General features: G+C 65.6%; 11 protein-coding genes. 6 read left to right on the forward strand and 5 right to left on the reverse strand.

All coding sequences use genetic code 11. The features are described from left to right. Positions 1-178 precede the first annotated feature (178 nt). On the forward strand, positions 179-400 hold the full coding sequence (locus tag M1E01_RS12000) for a DUF7455 domain-containing protein (RefSeq protein WP_457971819.1): 222 nt from the start codon (positions 179-181) through the stop codon (positions 398-400). A 161-nt stretch (positions 401-561) separates the two neighbouring features. Here the strand turns inward: M1E01_RS12000 and M1E01_RS12005 are convergent, their stop codons facing one another. From M1E01_RS12005 to M1E01_RS12020, 4 genes are all read right to left on the reverse strand, one after another. Continuing rightward, positions 562-1,881 carry an RNA polymerase sigma factor gene (locus M1E01_RS12005; protein WP_457971820.1) on the reverse strand — a complete coding sequence of 440 codons (1,320 nt, stop codon included), beginning with the start codon at positions 1,879-1,881 and terminating at the stop codon, positions 562-564. Between the two features lie 259 nt (positions 1,882-2,140). Continuing rightward, positions 2,141-3,559 (reverse strand): DUF4192 family protein, encoded by a 1,419-nt coding sequence (locus M1E01_RS12010; protein WP_457971821.1) that lies wholly within the window; start codon positions 3,557-3,559, stop codon positions 2,141-2,143. A 190-nt stretch (positions 3,560-3,749) separates the two neighbouring features. Beyond that, entirely contained in the window at positions 3,750-5,087 is a 1,338-nt protein-coding gene (locus tag M1E01_RS12015) for an MFS transporter (RefSeq protein ID WP_457971822.1), read from the reverse strand. A 73-nt stretch (positions 5,088-5,160) separates the two neighbouring features. Continuing rightward, a complete protein-coding gene (locus M1E01_RS12020) occupies positions 5,161-6,099 on the reverse strand; it encodes a proteasome assembly chaperone family protein (protein WP_457971823.1) in 939 nt (312 codons plus the stop codon). A gap of 275 nt (positions 6,100-6,374) precedes the next feature. Between M1E01_RS12020 and M1E01_RS12025 the strand changes: the two genes are divergently transcribed. The 5 genes from M1E01_RS12025 to M1E01_RS12045 all read left to right on the forward strand — a co-directional run bounded on the left by M1E01_RS12025 (position 6,375) and on the right by M1E01_RS12045 (position 12,448). After that, a complete protein-coding gene (locus M1E01_RS12025; protein ID WP_457971824.1) occupies positions 6,375-7,898 on the forward strand; it encodes a leucyl aminopeptidase in 1,524 nt (507 codons plus the stop codon). Between the two features lie 238 nt (positions 7,899-8,136). Beyond that, positions 8,137-9,519, forward strand: coding sequence for a dihydrolipoyl dehydrogenase (lpdA, locus tag M1E01_RS12030; RefSeq protein ID WP_457971825.1), 1,383 nt, complete (start codon positions 8,137-8,139; stop codon positions 9,517-9,519). 132 nt (positions 9,520-9,651) lie between these two features. Continuing rightward, the gene (sucB, locus tag M1E01_RS12035) at positions 9,652-11,391 is read left to right on the forward strand and encodes a 2-oxoglutarate dehydrogenase, E2 component, dihydrolipoamide succinyltransferase (protein WP_457971826.1); all 1,740 of its coding nucleotides are present in this window, start codon (positions 9,652-9,654) and stop codon (positions 11,389-11,391) included. A gap of 153 nt (positions 11,392-11,544) precedes the next feature. Beyond that, a complete protein-coding gene (locus M1E01_RS12040; RefSeq protein ID WP_457971827.1) occupies positions 11,545-11,895 on the forward strand; it encodes a hypothetical protein in 351 nt (116 codons plus the stop codon). A gap of 121 nt (positions 11,896-12,016) precedes the next feature. Further along, positions 12,017-12,448 carry an OsmC family protein gene (locus M1E01_RS12045; RefSeq protein ID WP_457971828.1) on the forward strand — a complete coding sequence of 144 codons (432 nt, stop codon included), beginning with the start codon at positions 12,017-12,019 and terminating at the stop codon, positions 12,446-12,448. Positions 12,449-12,595: 147 nt separating this feature from the next. Here the strand turns inward: M1E01_RS12045 and M1E01_RS12050 are convergent, their stop codons facing one another. Then, entirely contained in the window at positions 12,596-16,135 is a 3,540-nt protein-coding gene (locus tag M1E01_RS12050) for a S41 family peptidase (RefSeq protein WP_457974951.1), read from the reverse strand. Positions 16,136-16,139: the final 4 nt, after the last annotated feature.

Here is a 16,139-nt window from a genome sequence, read left to right on the forward strand (position 1 = left end):
GCTCCCTCTAGCCTAGTCGTGCGGGCGGAGGTAGGCGTTCAGCCACTCCCGGCAGGCCCCGGCAGGGCCGTGCCGTTACGCAGACGTGATACGCGGACAGCGAAAGTGACACATCCTTGCCATAGTTCGGCACCGAATGCTGGTTATATAGATGTACAGATCTACTAAGGAGGCCGACATGACAACAGCAGTTGCCGACCGCACACTTAACGCAGCTGACCGGTGCGACCGTTGCGGAGCGCAGGCGTACGTCCGGGTTGTACTCGAGTCCTCCGGTGGTGAGCTGCTCTTCTGCGCTCACCATTCACGTGCCGTCGAAGCGACCCTCAAGCCGCTGAGCTCAGAATGGCACGATGAGTCGGGCCGGCTTCACGAGAAGGCGCCGGTACCGGTCGACTAGACCTTGAGCTGGGATAGTGCGTAGCAGACAGGCCAGGTTCCCTACGGGGGCCCTGGCCTTTTTGCTGCCTGTGCATCGTCTGCCCACATGATGATGATCCACCAGAAAAAGCCTGGGGCTGCCACCGCTAACGGTGGCAGCCCCAGGCTTTGTTTTTCAGACTAGTCCAGGTAATCCCGCAGGACCTGAGACCGCGACGGGTGGCGCAGCTTGGACATGGTCTTGGATTCGATCTGACGGATACGCTCACGCGTGACGCCGTAGACCTTGCCGATTTCGTCTAAAGTCTTCGGCTGGCCGTCGGTGAGGCCAAAGCGCATGGCAACAACTCCGGCTTCCCGCTCTGACAGGGTGTCAAGAACGGAGTGCAGCTGTTCCTGCAGCAGGGTAAAGCTCACGGCATCGGCTGGAACCACGGCTTCTGAATCCTCGATGAGGTCACCGAACTCGGAGTCGCCGTCCTCACCCAGAGGCGTGTGCAGGGAGATCGGCTCGCGGCCGTACTTCTGGACCTCCACGACCTTTTCCGGGGTCATGTCCAGCTCGAGGGCCAGTTCCTCGGGAGTGGGTTCGCGTCCGAGGTCCTGCAGCATCTGGCGCTGCACGCGGGCGAGCTTGTTGATGACTTCGACCATGTGGACAGGGATACGAATGGTGCGGGCCTGGTCGGCCATGGCACGCGTAATCGCCTGCCGGATCCACCACGTGGCGTAGGTCGAGAACTTAAAGCCCTTGGTGTAGTCGAACTTCTCAACTGCACGGATCAGACCGAGGTTGCCTTCCTGGATGAGGTCCAGGAACAGCATGCCGCGGCCGGTGTACCGCTTGGCCAGGGACACCACGAGGCGGAGGTTTGCTTCGAGAAGGTGGTTCTTGGCGCGCTTGCCGTCGTGGATGATGAACTCAAGCTCACGCTTGTACTTCGGGTCCATCGAGCCATCGTCGTTGGCGATCTTCTCTTCGGCGAAGAGGCCGGCCTCAATCCGGAGAGCAAGGTCAACCTCCTGTTCGGCGTTGAGGAGCGCAACCTTGCCGATCTGCTTGAGGTAGTCCTTGACGGGGTCGGCGGTGGCGCCCGCGGACATGACCTGCTGCACGGGGGCATCGTCGTCGTCCGCGTCGGAGTATACGAAACCGGACCCTGTGGGGGCGGCGGCAGTCTTGCCGGCCTCGTCGGGTTCCTCGGTGAGTTCAGAGGGATCGGGCGTTACGTCGTCCAGGTCCTCTTCGACGTCAACCTCAACGTCGTCATCAGGGGCTGCGTTTCCGGCAGCTTCGGCTGCCGCCTTGGCGCCGGGCTTGGGTCCACGCTTCTTCGGCTCGGGCTTCGAGGCGTCACCGCCACCGGCGACAGCAGCATCCTTGACAGCCTTATTGGCGGCACGGGTTGCTGCGCGCTTGGCGTTAGTTGCCGCCTTCTTGTCCTCGGCCGACACATCGGCCTGGGCGGCGGGTTCCTTCTTCGCGGAAGACGGGGTCACAGAAAACCTTTCTAGCGGCGGTCTGTGGAATCACCATACGGGCAACACCACTATGACCCTGTCAAGTCCGTGATTGACATCATGTGCAACCACGACCGGCAAAGCCATTAAGTAGAACTGCCGGGGCGGCCGCAATGTTCCCGTTCCCGGGCTCACTGCAAGCACTGATTCACGGACCCAACCGGGTCTCGGCAACCATTGTCTCACGATTTTCTGCGGGCAGGGCGCTTCCGCCGTAATAGGCCCTGGAGTGCCTGGCTTAGGCCGCGTCCACGCCGAACCTGTGCCAGGCCGCCTCCTTCCTTCCTGCCCAGCCGCAGATCGTTCCCCGCCGGACCACCTCGGAGAGCAGTTCGGCGAGCCTGTAGCCGGGCGCGGCCTCCAGCGCTTTGGACAGCGAGGCGTGGGCGTAGGACCCCCGCCCCCGGCACCACTCGATCCAACCTCTGGAGGTCCACGCCGCTGCCTCCGCTTCCCCCGGGCCGCATGCCACGAGATCAAGCATGACGTCTTCAAGGAATTTCATGATGTTCCAGTCGGGCAGCGCCGGGCTAAGGCCAAGCAGGACCTCGCCGTAACCGGGCAGCCCGGCCTGCCTGTCGCTGCGGTCAGTATTCGGGCAGCTCGCCTTCTGACCGGTTTCCCCGGCATCCACTGTGCCCGACGGCAGATGAACGGACGCCAGGTGAACGGACGTCATCTGAACGAGGGCCGGCCCTTTTGCCGGCAACACGGGCTCTTGGGAGAAGATGCCAAACTGCTCAGCCCCTGCCCGGGCGGTGGCACGCCCCGCGGCAGCCATCACGAGCACGGCATCCCGCCAGGCCGGGACGCGGAGAGTGGCCCGGAGAAATCCGGCAATGTCACACGGCAGGTCACCTCCGGATGCGGGCCCCGGTGCCGCTGGAAAGCCCGCTGCCGCTGGAATACCCGGTGCCGCTGAAATACCCGGTGCAGCCGTCACGGCGGGTGCCGGTTCCGCACCGTCTGTCGTATCCAGGCTCGGCGCCTTGACGGCCATCGCAGCCTTGGAAGCCAGCACCGCCTGCCATGTATCCAGCACGGTTTCAAACTGCTTCCGGCTGCTTCGCCTGGCACACAGTTCCAGTGCCCAGCGTTCTTCGGCCTCCATCACGGCGGGTTTACCGGATCCTGGACTTGCGGGGGTGCCGGTACCGGGGGCCTCGCCCACGCTGCTTCCCAGGTACACCATTTCGGCGTTGAGCCTGCTGTCGCGAATTTCCGCGAGGGGGCGGCCGGGCAAGGGACAGCAACCGGGGTCGGTGCAGTACGCGTTCCTCCAGTACTCCGGGCCGACGTACCAGGCGTCCCGCACCGGCATGCCAGCGAGCCCGAGGGCAGGCTCGAGGGCTGCGAGCAGCGCCCGGCTGCCCGGCGGGCCGGCGGCGTCCGCCCAGCCGTCATCAGTAAAAAAGATCAACAGGCTGCCGTCGGCCTCCACATCCGCGAGGAGATACTCAGCTACAGTTCCGGCGAAATCCTCCCCGCGGTCTGTCGGGCCGGCTTCCGGGAGGTCGACGCGCAGCGTGGCCCCCAGCCGTTTGCCCTGCATGGTCATGGCCACGAGGCTCCGGGAGGGCCAATACCCCAGCGTGTGGGGAACAAATCCGAGAATATCCTCGGGGCCACTGATGATCAGGTGCTCAGGTGCGTTCATGCCTCAAGCTTTCGCCGCCGCCCATCCCCCAAGGCAGGCCCGACTTGGGCTATGTGGACATACGGCACTGGGGAGGACAGGTGGCCGGCCGACCCGGCTGCCGCTGGGTGCCAAGACGGCGCAAGCGTCGGTACCTGGGACCGTCTGATACGGAACCGGCCGTACCCACGAACGGCTACACCGGAGGCGCTTATCCCTGGGACGCGGACTTCCGGGCATTGCGCGCCCGCCGCTGCTGGGCCATCGCCTGGAGCAGCGGCGGGACAACGATTCCCTGGGCAGCCATCTGCCGGCGGACCTTGCGGCGAACCACCAGCATCGCGATGGAGCCGATGCCGAGAAGGAGGAAGTGCACACAGAGCGCGATGCGGAACGGTTCCAGGCCATACAGCGCGCCGTTGGAAAAACCGGTGGTGTACAGCACGTCCAGGACGGCGCCGATCAGGTAGATGGCCATGAGCGCGGCGAAGAAACCGCCCACGTTGACAATGCCGGTGGCCGTGCCGATCCGGTGTGCCGGGTTGAACGTACGCGCAAAATCAAAGCCGATCATGGAGCCGGGACCGCCGATGGCCAGCACCACAATGAGGACGGCCAGCAGCCACAATGGCGACCGGCCGGGATACAGGAGCACGGCCGCCCATGCCGCAGCGGTGGCAGCTACGAGGAGCAGAACCATGGTGGAGCGCCGCAGCGGGTGCCGCGCGACAAACCGGCCGATCAGCGGTCCGGCCCCGATCGCGCCGGCCACATAAAGGGACATCAGCGAGGCCACGGTAGCAGCATCCAGCCCCTGCGCGGATATAAGGAACGGGTACCCCCACGTCATCGCGAAAACGGTGCCGCTGAATTGGATGGTGAAGTGACTCCACATGCCCAGCCGCGTGCCCGGCTGCTTCCATGCCCGGGAAAGCGAGATGCCGGTGGCCTTCAGCCCCTTGGCCGCTTCCTGCCGCGGGGTGCCCGGCGGCAGATCCTGCAGCAGCAGGACAACCAGGACGACGGCGAGGCCGGACAGTCCGGCGAGGGACAGGAAGGCGGGGCTCCAGCCGGCGCTATGCAGGACGAAGGCAAAGGGCACGACGCTGAGCAACTGCCCCAGCTGCCCGGACATTCCGGTGAGCTGGGTCAGCAGCGGCACCCGGGCGGGAGCAAACCACAGCGGAATCAGCCGGATGACGGAAATGAAGGTCATTGCGTCGCCGGCGCCGACGAGCACCCGGCCGAGCACGCCGGCCGGGACGCTTTCGGCGAAGGCGAGCTGGAGCTGGCCGAGGCCCATGAGCAGGGCCCCGCCGGCGATCATGGCCCGGGAGCCGAACCGGTCCACCAGCACGCCGACGGGGATCTGCAGGGCCGCATAGACGAGCAGCTGGAGCACTGTGAAAAAGGAGATGGCCGAGGCAGTGGCGTGAAAACGCTCCGTCGCCTCGAGCCCGACCACACCAAAGGACGTACGCTGGGTCACAGCCACCAGGTACGCGAAAATGCCTATGGACCAAACGAGCCAGGCGCGGGGTGCAGTCACCCTTTTATTATGCCCGGGCCCCTCAAAAATCCTATTTATTTTGGGCTTTTAGTGACCGACGTTATGGGGCAGCTTAATGTGCCGGGTTTTCACGGGCGAGATAGGCTTCGACGGCGGCGCCCAGCGTGTCAGCATCGGGCAGCTCATCGTTCTCGTCGGCCAGGAGTGACCGCCGCACCGTCCCTTCCGCCTTTTCGTCGTAGCGGGCTTCCAGCTTGGCCACCACCTGCTGGACGTCAGCGGACGCCTCGACCTGTTCGGCGATCTGCCGGCCCACTTCGCGGCCCGACTCACGGAGGCGGTCGGTGGGCAGCATGAGGGAAGCCGCAGCGCCCAGGTACTCCAGACCGGCCACGGCTGCGGTCGGGTATTCAGCCTCGGCAAGGTAATGCGGGACGTGGATGACATAACCAGCCACATTCCGGCCGGCACCGGCAAGGCGCAGTTCCAGCACGTGGCCCACCGCTGCCGGCACTTCCACCGTCGGCTTCCACGCCGAGATGCCTTCGATCAGGTCTGGACGGTTGCCGTGCACGGTCACGCCGACCGGGCGGGTGTGCGGAACAGGCATGGGGATGGCGTGGATCCACGTCACGAGGTTGACGTCGAGGGCCTCCACGATCTGCACCACCGCACGCGCGAAGCGTTCCCACTGCAGGTCCGGTTCGAATCCGGCGAGGAACAGGAACGGCCGGCCCAGCCCGTCCACCAGCTTGTACAAGGCCAGGCTTGGCGCCTGGTAATCCTCGAGGTGGTCTTCCACGAACGTCACATGCGGACGCCGGGAGCGGTAGTCGATCAGCTGGTCAGCGTCGAACACGGCCACCCGCTCGGACTCAAGGTTGTCCAGGAGTTCAGCCGTGATCTGGCGGACCACGTGGCCGGCATCGGCAAAGCCGGTGAAGGCCATCACCAGGTTCAGCCCGCGCAGCCCGGGGCTGTGGAACAGCTCGATGTTCTTGGCATAGAGCGCATCGGGGTCCAGCAGCGAGCCGGAAATCCGTTCAAACACGGCGAGTTCCTTTCGTGGTCAAAGTCTATTCAGGTCTATTTAGGGGACGTTATCTCCATAACGCCGGAGCCGCCCGGCACATTCCGGAGACGGCAGTGGCCCGGCTCTCACGCAATCCCAGCAAGGAGCCGGCGACAGACTACGATCGACATTGGCCTTGCTGAGGGGCCACCGCTGCCGGCGGCCACCCTGTGGAGGACGCTCCGATACGCGCGGCCGGCGCCTTGCATGCAGTTCCTGCCCGAATCGTCACAGAGAATTGAGGACTGATCCTCGTGGTCAAGAATAGTGAAATAAACATCAGTGCCGTTGCACGCGACCTCAAGAAGGCGGCGAGCGACGCCGTCGTGGTGGGCGTGGGACAAGGGGCGGACGGTCCGGTCCTGCTCGAGAACCCGTTGTCCGCCAAGTCCGCAGAGGCACTGACCGAATCGCTGAAGGTTCTTGGCATCACGGGCGCTGCCGACCAGGTTGTCCGCCTTCCCGGGCTTCCGGAGGCAGGAAACGGCATCGTCGTCCTGGCCGGCGTCGGCAAGACAAGCCCCGGCCAGCGCCTCAGCCGCGAGGCGCTGCGGCGGGCAGCAGGCTCCGCAGTCCGTCAGCTAGCGGGACTGTCCACTGTTACGCTGGCGTTCCCGACGGCGGATGTCGCCGATGTCGAAGCAGTCGCCGAAGGCGCGGCGCTGGGCGCCTACTCCTTCACTGAGTACCGCTCCTCGAAAGACGGCCTCAAGGATCCGGTCCGCAGCGTGGTGATCTTCACCGACCTGGCCGGCGGCAAGGATCTGGAGCCGGCATTGAAGCGGGCCGCCCTCGTAGGAAAGGCGGTTAACGCCACCCGCACGCTGGTCAACCAGCCGCCGAGCCACCTCTATCCCGAGACCTTCGCCGAGGCGGCCAAGGAACTGGCGAAGGGCCTGCCCGTCAAGGTGACGGTCTGGGACGAAAAGCGCCTCGAGAAAGAGGGCTTCGGCGGCATCATGGGCGTCGGCAAGGGCTCTGCACGCCAGCCCCGCCTGGTGAAAGTCGAATACTCGCCGGCGAAGGCCACCCGGAAGATCGCGCTTGTGGGCAAGGGCATCACGTTCGATACGGGTGGCATTTCCATCAAGCCGGCCCTGGGCATGGGTGACATGAAGAGCGATATGGCGGGTGCCGCCGTCGTCCTCAACACAGTGCTGGCGCTCGCCGGTTTGGGCTTGCCGGTCAAGGCGACAGCCTGGCTCTGCATCGCTGAAAACATGCCGTCGGGTTCCGCGTCCCGCCCGGCCGACGTCCTCACGATCTTCGGCGGCAAGACCGTTGAGGTCCTGAACACCGACGCCGAGGGTCGGCTGGTCATGGCCGACGGCATCGTCGCAGCGAGCCAGGAGCATCCCGACGTCATCATCGACGTGGCCACTCTCACCGGTGCGCAGCTGATCGCACTGGGAAACCGCACCGCAGGCGTCATGGGCGCCGACAGCGTAACTGCCCCGCTCAAAGCGGCAGCCGACCGGGCCGGCGAGCTGGTCTGGCCGATGCCGCTGCCCGAGGAACTGCGGCCAAGCCTGGATTCGCAGGTGGCGGACATCGCCAACATCGGAGAACGCCACGGCGGCATGATGACGGCGGCGGTGTTCCTGCGCGAGTTCGTGGGCAAGGCAAAAGACGGCGAAACCATCCCGTGGGCGCATATCGATATTGCCGGCCCTTCCTTTAACAACGGGGCGCCGTACGGCTATACCCCTAAGCAGGGCACGGGCTGCACCGTCCGCACGCTCGTCGCGTATGCCGAGGACCTTCTGGCCCGGGCGTGACCCGGAACGCGGCTGTGTGGCAGGCGGTGATCCCCCCGCCACACAGCCGCGTGACACTCGACACAAGCGCTCCACAAAAGCGGCGGCAAGGTGGAGCATGGATAAGTGGTTCGCTAAGGTGAACCTCGGTAGTCACAAATGAAAGGGAACCGGCCTGCTGGCATAATCACGGCAGAGCAAGTTCCAAGACCAGATGATGCGTACTCTCGTGTCATCGTTCACGCGAGGGAGCGTCTAAGTGGCCGATCAGGCAACTGCGCAAGAATTCGACATCCTGGTACTCGGCGGCGGAAGCGGCGGCTACGCCACCGCACTCCGGGCCGTTCAGCTTGGCTTCTCTGTTGGGCTCGTGGAGAAGGCCAAGCTCGGCGGCACCTGCCTGCACAACGGCTGTATCCCCACCAAGGCTCTGCTCCACTCGGCCGAGCTGGCCGACCACGCCCGTGATTCCGCCAAGTACGGCGTGAACGTCACGCTGGACAGCATCGACATGGGCGCCGTGAACGCCTACAAGGACGGCATCGTTGCCGGCAAGTACAAGGGCCTGCAGGGCCTGATCAAGTCCAAGGGCATCACCGTCATCGAGGGTGAAGGCAAACTTCAGGGCACCGACACCGTCGTCGTGAACGGCACCGCCTACAAGGGCAAGAACATCGTTCTGGCCACGGGCTCCTACTCCCGCACTCTTCCGGGACTGGAAATCGGCGGGAAGGTCATCACCTCCGACGAAGCACTCACCATGGATACCATCCCGAAGAGCGCTATCATCCTGGGCGGTGGCGTGATCGGCGTTGAGTTCGCCTCGGTCTGGAAGTCCTTCGGCGTCGACGTCACCATCGTTGAGGGTCTGCCGTCGCTGGTCCCCAACGAGGACGCCGCCATCGTGAAGAACTTCGAGCGTGCGTTCAAGAAGCGCGGCATCAAGTTCTCCACCGGTGTCTTCTTCCAGGGCGTTGAGCAAAACGCCGACGGCGTCAAGGTCACCCTCGTCGACGGCAAGACCTTCGAAGCCGACCTGCTCCTCGTGGCCGTCGGCCGTGGCCCCGTCACCGCAAACCTCGGCTTCGAAGACGCCGGCATCACCGTTGACCGCGGCTTCGTGATCACCAATGAACGCCTCCACACCGGCGTCGGCAACATCTACGCTGTGGGCGACATCGTCCCGGGCGTCCAGCTGGCGCACCGCGGCTACCAGCAGGGCATCTTCGTCGCCGAGGAAATTGCCGGGCTCAAGCCGGCCATCGTCGAAGACGTCAACATCCCCAAGGTCACTTACTCGGAGCCTGAAATCGCCACCGTCGGCTACACCGAAAAGGCTGCCAAGGAGAAGTTCGGCGAAGACCAGGTCCAGACCCAGGAATACAACCTCGCCGGCAACGGCAAGAGCTCGATCCTGGGTACCGGCGGCATCGTCAAGCTGGTCCGCCAGAAGGACGGCCCCGTGGTGGGCGTTCACATGATCGGCTCCCGTATGGGCGAGCAGATCGGCGAAGCGCAGCTGATCGTGAACTGGGAAGCCTACCCCGAGGATGTGGCCCAGCTGCTGCACGCCCACCCCACCCAGAACGAGGCACTGGGCGAAGCCCACCTCGCCCTCGCGGGCAAAGCCCTCCACGGCTAGCGGCGGCTCCGCGGCTCCACCAGCTCCACAAGAACCAGGGCCTAGTGCAGGCGGCATTACCTGCTGCTTGCACTAGGCTCAAACAAGCCAGCATTCATTCGCATAAAGATCAATAAGGAGAACGGGGACGACATGTCTGAATCCGTTAACTTGCCCGCCCTCGGTGAGAGTGTCACCGAAGGAACCGTCACCCGCTGGCTCAAGCAGGTAGGTGACCGGGTAGAGGTGGACGAGCCGCTGCTCGAGGTCTCCACCGACAAAGTAGACACTGAGATCCCCTCTCCTATCGCCGGCGTCATCGAGGAGATCCTCGTTGCTGAAGACGAAACAGCAGAAGTTGGCGCTCCCCTGGTCCGCATCGGTGATGGTGCCGGCGGCGGATCCGCACCGGCTGAAGAGGCACCCGCCGAGGCCGCACCGGCCGAAGAAGCCCCGGCCAAGGAAGCTCCAGCCGCAGCGGCCCCTGCAGCCGAAGCACCTGCCGCCGCAGCACCCGCCGCATCCCGCGAAGGCCACGAGGTTACCCTCCCGGCACTGGGCGAAAGCGTTACGGAAGGCACTGTCACCCGCTGGCTCAAGTCAATCGGCGATGCCGTGGAAGTTGACGAGCCGCTGCTCGAGGTTTCCACGGACAAGGTCGACACCGAAATTCCGTCCCCCGTAGCAGGCACGCTCCAGGAGATCCGCGTCAACGAGGACGAGACCGCTGAAGTTGGTTCCGTCCTCGCCGTCATCGGGTCCGGCGCTGCCGCTCCCGCAGCCGCGCCTGCCGCAGCCCCTGAAAAGCCGGCCGAAGCACCTGCTGCTCCGGAGACACCTGCTGAAGCCCCGGCCGTACCGGCCCAGGCTGCACCGGCTCCCGCCCCCGCTCCTGCAGCACCGGCTCCCGCTGCACCCGCCCAGGCTCCGGCCGCTCCCGCCGAGGCGCCGGCCGCCGGAACTGACAACGGCTACGTCACTCCGCTGGTCCGCAAGCTTGCCAACCAGCACGGCGTGGACATCTCCGGCCTGTCCGGCACCGGCGTCGGCGGACGCATCCGCAAGCAGGACGTCCTGGCAGCCGCTGAAGCCAAAGCCGCGCCAGCAGCCGCAGCTCCGGCAGCCGCTTCTGCCGCTCCATCGGCAGGTGCAGCCGCCGCAGCTTCGTCGCTGCGCGGGACCACCCAGAAGGCCCCCCGCATCCGCCAGGTCATCGCCCGCCGCATGCGGGAATCGCTGGACATCTCCACGCAGCTGACCCAGGTGCACGAAGTGGACATGACCAGGATCGCGAAGCTGCGCCTCAAGGCGAAGAACTCGTTCCAGGCCCAGAACGGCACCAAGCTCACCTTCCTGCCGTTCATCGCCAAGGCTGTGGCTGAGGCACTGAAGCAGCACCCCAAGCTCAACGCTGCATACGACGAAGACAGGCAGGAAATCACGTACCACAACGCCGAGCACCTCGCGATCGCCGTCGACACGGACAAGGGCCTGCTGGTCCCGGTCATTGCCGATGCCGGCACGCTCAACCTTGCCGGTCTCGCCGGCAAGATCGCCGACGTTGCTGACCGCACCCGCAACGGCAGGATCGGTCCCGACGAGCTGTCGGGCGGCACGTTCAGCATCACCAACATCGGTTCTGTCGGCGCCCTGTTCGACACGCCGATCATCAACCAGCCGCAGGTTGGCATTCTGGGCACCGGCGCCATCGTCAAGCGGCCCGTCGTGGTGCAGGACGAGAACGGCGACGACTCGATCGCCGTCCGCTCCATGATGTACCTGTCGCTGACCTACGACCACCGCCTGGTGGACGGTGCCGACGCAGGACGCTTCCTCCAGACCCTGAAGGCCCGGCTCGAAGAGGGCGCTTTCGAATCGGACCTCGGACTCTAAGCTGCCGGGCCTCTAAGGCCCAATAGACCGTCAGGCGGCGGCTGCCCGGCCGGTGGGAAACCACTGAGCGGGCAGCCGCCGCTTTTTTGTTCCCGCCCAGACCCACCCACGGTCCTACTACGGTGCGTAGAAAGCTCTGGCTACACTGGTGCCATGAACATCGTCTATAACATCATGGTCTTCCTGCACATCGTTGGCGCCGCCATGATCGTCGGCATCTGGATCGGCAACATGAAGAAGCCAACCGTCCACCCCCGGCAGTTCGACGGCGCCGCGCTGCAGCTGCTCACCGGCATCGTGATGACGGGGCTGATTCCCGCCCTCGACATGGACGCAAACTACGTCAAGCTCGGCATCAAGTTCGCTATCGCACTGGCCGTCATCGTGCTGGCCTTCATTGGACGCCGGAAGTACAAGCAGAACGAGCCGATCTCCGCCGGCCTTGCGCACAGCGTCGGCGGCCTGGCCTTGCTGAACATCGCGATCGCCACCCTCTGGCAATAGCCCCGGTCATAATCCTCTGACAGCGGACAACCCGTGCGCGCGTGCCGGGTAGTCCCTAGGATTGAGCAGGAAGGGCCGGGCGGCAGCCCGGGCCTGGACGAACCCAAGCTAAGGAGTGGACATGGCAGCAACACGCACCGCACACACAGTATGGAACGGCGACCTGATGACGGGCGCCGGCAACACGACGCTCGACAGCTCCGGACTGGGCACCTACGAGGTCACCTGGAAGGCCCGTACCGAGGCATCGGAAGGCAAGACCAGCCCGGAGGAGCTGATCGCCGCCGCCCACTCGGCCTGCTTCTCCATGGCTTTCAGCCACGCCCTCGCCCAGGCCGGGCACACGCCGGAAGAGGTCAACACCAAGGCGGACGTCACGTTCGTACCGGGCACGGGTATCACGGGCAGCCACCTGACCCTGAACGCCAGGATCCCGGGCATCTCGGAAGACGAGTTCCAGAAGATCGCGGCGGAAGCCAAGGTCGGTTGCCCTGTTTCCGGCGCCCTCGCCAGCATCGACATCACCCTCGACGCCACGCTCGCCGCTTCCTGATTTCCCCGGGCGCTTTCCCGCCCGGCGCATGATGCCGGTGCCTGATACCGGCGAGCCGGCGGCGCCGACAGCAAAGGCCCTGTGGGTTCTGGACAACCAGAACCCACAGGGCCTTTTGGTTTCACCCCTTATTTCGCCGCGGGAGCGTCAGCCAGCCGTATGCCGGCGGGCCGGGAGCGGTTCCGGCCGCAGCCGCCGGTAGCCTTCACGTGCCGGCGGGCGGTCGGTGGGAAGCTCCTGCACCATTTCCTTCAACGCGCCGATGCCATATTCAAGCTGCGGGTCCCGGCCGGCAGCATAGGCGTGCGGCGGGAACGTCACTTCGATGTCCGGCGCCACGCCGTGGTTTTCCACGTTCCAGCCGACTCCCCCGCCAAACCAGGTGGCGTAGCGCGGCTGGGTGACTCCGGTACCGTCGGCCAGGGTGAAGCGGTTGTCGATGCCCACCACCCCGCCCCAGGTGCGGGTTCCGATCACGGGGCCGATCCCCCGCAGCTTGGACACCTGGGTGATGATGTCCCCGTCGGAGCCGGCGAATTCATCGGCGAGGATGATGACGGGACCGCGCGGAGCATGGTGCGGATAGGTCCGGGGCTTCTCGCCACGCGGCATGCTCCAGCCCGTCACCTTGCGGCCGATGAGCTCAGCGACCAGCTGCGAGGTGTGCCCGCCGCGGTTGCGGCGCACGTCAACGATGAGCCCGTCGAGAGCCGTTTCCGTGTCGAGGTCGCGGTGCAGCTGCGCCCACCCATTGGCCATCATGTCCGGGACGTGCAGGTAGCCAAACTTTCCTCCCGACGCTTCACGGACCGTTCGGCGGTTGGCCGTAACCCAGTCCTGGTAGCGCAGGCGTTCCTCGTCCTTGATGGGAACCACGGCAATACGCCGCTGCTCGCCCGCCGCGGCACCGTGGCCCGCCCCGTTGCGGATGGTCAGTTCCACAGCCCGCCCGGCCGCGCCCACAAGCTGCATGGCAGGCGTCAGGGTCTCCGTAAGCTGCACGCCGTCGACCGCCAGCAGGACGTCCCCTGCCTTGGCGGCCGCGCCCGGCCGGGCCAGCGGGGATGTCGCCATGGGATCGGAGGACTCGCCGGCGAGGATGCGGGCAATCTCCCAGCCCTCTCCGTTGAACGAGAGGTCTGCGCCGAGGCGGCCCTGGCCGTTGCTGCCGTTCTCCGTGGCCGCGGCGGGACGGACGTAGGCATGGGATGTGCCTAGCTCTCCGTGCAGCTCCCACAGCAGATCCACGAGGTCGTCGTGGGATCCGAGCCTCCCAACCAGCGGCCGGTAGCGCCTGTGCACCGATTCCCAGTCCTGGCCAGCCATGTCTTCTGTCCAGAAGAAGTCGCGCTGCAGCCGCCACGCTTCGTCGAAGGCCTGTCCCCAGACACTGACCGGGTCCATCTTCACGCGGATCCGCGTGAGATCCACCTTAACGAGCTGGCCGGATTCCTCATCTGCTTTCGCGTCCGAGGGCACAACCCGCACCTGCTTCTCGTGGACAGCCACGACCTTCCTGCCGTCACCGGAGGCGGTGTAGCTGTCAAGGGAATCCACAATGGTTACGCTCTTGCGCTTCCCGAGATCGAACCGGACGAGGCTGGGCGCCTCGTCCTTGTCCTCAGGGCTCGCCTTGCCGTCCCCGGTAACCCCGGACAGGGGGCAGTCCAGCCACAACAGCGCACCCTCCACTGCCGTCAGCGACGCGTAGTTGCCCTGCGGGACCGGAACACTGATCACCCGGTGCGAGAGACCGTCTGCGTCCACACGGACCGGCGCCGGCTTCTCCGAAGCTGTTGTTGCCTGCGCTGTCGTATCCTGCGCCCCGCCGTCGCCGCCGGTTCCTTCCTCGAATGCAAGATCCACATCCGGGCCGAACGGGGACGCGGTATCAGCTGCGAGTGCCACGAGGTAAGGCTTGATCGGGCTGGGGAACGAAAGGTCGAAGGAATGTCCGTCGTAGACCGGGTCGAAGCTTCGGTTGGACAGGAAAGCAAGGAACTTCCCGTCCGGTGTGAACGACGGCGACTGGTCACGGAAGCGGCCGTCTGTCACGTCGACGATGGACTGCTCGGCGCCCTGTAAGTTTGCTCCCACCTGCGTGAGCCGGAGCCGGCTGCGGGAGCCAAAGGACGTGACGGGCTCCGCCCAGGCGAGCCAGGCAGAGTCCGGGGACCAGCACAGCGCGTCAATGCTGCCCTCACCGATGCTGGTCACCCGCGTGAGGGTGCCTTCCCGGGTATCGGCGACATAGACGTCACCAAACGAGGTGCCCACCGCGAGCCAGCGGCCGTCGGGGCTGGCTTCCAGCGCACTGGCGCGCGACGGCCGCGGGAAAGCGATCCGGACGGGCGTCGTGCCTGTGGAATCTGCGGCTGCAGCGGCGGCGACGCTCTCTTCGCTTTCGGCGGCAGGTGCGACGTCCGCACGGGAGCCGTCCGTCACGGGCGCCTCGATGCCATGGCCAACGACGCCGGCTGCGGAAACAGGACTGGGCAGCAGCGCAGGTGTTACGGAAACCGGCTGTTCAGCGACGCTGCCCGCACGCACCGTTTCCGCTGCCTGGGCGGCCTGGGCGGCGGAGGCGGAGGCGGCCAAGCGGGGAGCGATCTCCCTGATGTACAGGGCTTCCTCACCGTCATGGTCCGCTACATAGGCGATGCGCCCCCCGGTGAGGGGACGCGGGAGGCATGCCCTGACACCGGGAGTGGCTTCGACCACCCGGGAGGGCCCGTCCTTGTGCCGCAGCCAGTGGATAGTTCCGTGCGCCTCCACCGCGCTGGCTGTTCCAGCGGCGTCAGGACGGACGTCGCCCAAATGCTTTCTGACCTTCAGCAGCGAGGGGCGGCGTCCCTGGGAAGCCGAACCAAGCGAGATGTTCAGCCGGACGGCGTCGGCGGCAAGATCACGCAGTATCCACAGTTCGCCAGCGGCTTCGAAAACCACGCGCTTGCCGTCCGTGGACGCATGGCGCACATAGAAATCCTCATGGTCCGTATGACGCCGCAGGTCATTGCCGTTGGGCTGGACCGAGTACAGGTTGCCGTAGCCCTCGTGGTCCGAAAGGAAGGCAATCCGGCCGTCCACCCACATCGGATCGGCGAGGTTGCCCTCGAGGTCCGGAAGCAGCCGCTCAAACTCGCCGTTGCCGTCGGCGTCGATCCAGAGCTTTCCGGCCGTACCGCCCCGGTAGCGCTTCCACCATGCCGGCTCCCTCGACAGCACGCTGGCTACCACCACGGGTTTCTCGTCTCCGACCTCCGGACCGAAGGCCACGGATTCAACCGGCCCGAAGGGCAGCTCCTCCGCCCACCCGCCTTGCGTGGACAGCCGGTAGGCATGCGTGTGCCGGCTCTCGGCCTGGCGGAATGCGCTGGTGACCACCACCTCACCGGCGGCCGTGAAGCCCTTAACCCTCGTGGTGCTGTGGCCGAAGAAGGTCAGCTGACGGTAGCCACCGCCGTCGACGTCCGCAATGACAACCTCGGGCGCGGCTCCCTGCACGACCGACCAGACGAGTTTCTTGCCGTCCGGCGTGAACCGGGGATTGCGGGCCGGAAGTTGCAGCGAGGAAATCCGCCATGCACGGCCGCCGCCAAGGGGTGCGATCCAGACGTCGTCCTCGGCCACAAACGTGACCAGATCGCCGTGAACATGCGGAAAACGGAAGTAGCTCGAAGAGGTCATCGTT

Source organism: Arthrobacter sp. D1-17 (genome assembly GCF_054130535.1).

Excerpts from the sequence above, each read along its gene's own strand:
- M1E01_RS12045 (WP_457971828.1), top strand. The coding sequence starts at position 12,017 with ATGGCAGCAACACGCACCGCACACACAGTATGGAACGGCGACCTGATG.
- M1E01_RS12010 (WP_457971821.1), bottom strand. The coding sequence starts at position 3,559 with ATGAACGCACCTGAGCACCTGATCATCAGTGGCCCCGAGGATATTCTC.
- M1E01_RS12050 (WP_457974951.1), bottom strand. The coding sequence starts at position 16,135 with ATGACCTCTTCGAGCTACTTCCGTTTTCCGCATGTTCACGGCGATCTG.
- M1E01_RS12000 (WP_457971819.1), top strand. The coding sequence starts at position 179 with ATGACAACAGCAGTTGCCGACCGCACACTTAACGCAGCTGACCGGTGC.
- sucB (WP_457971826.1), top strand. The coding sequence starts at position 9,652 with ATGTCTGAATCCGTTAACTTGCCCGCCCTCGGTGAGAGTGTCACCGAA.
- M1E01_RS12040 (WP_457971827.1), top strand. The coding sequence starts at position 11,545 with ATGAACATCGTCTATAACATCATGGTCTTCCTGCACATCGTTGGCGCC.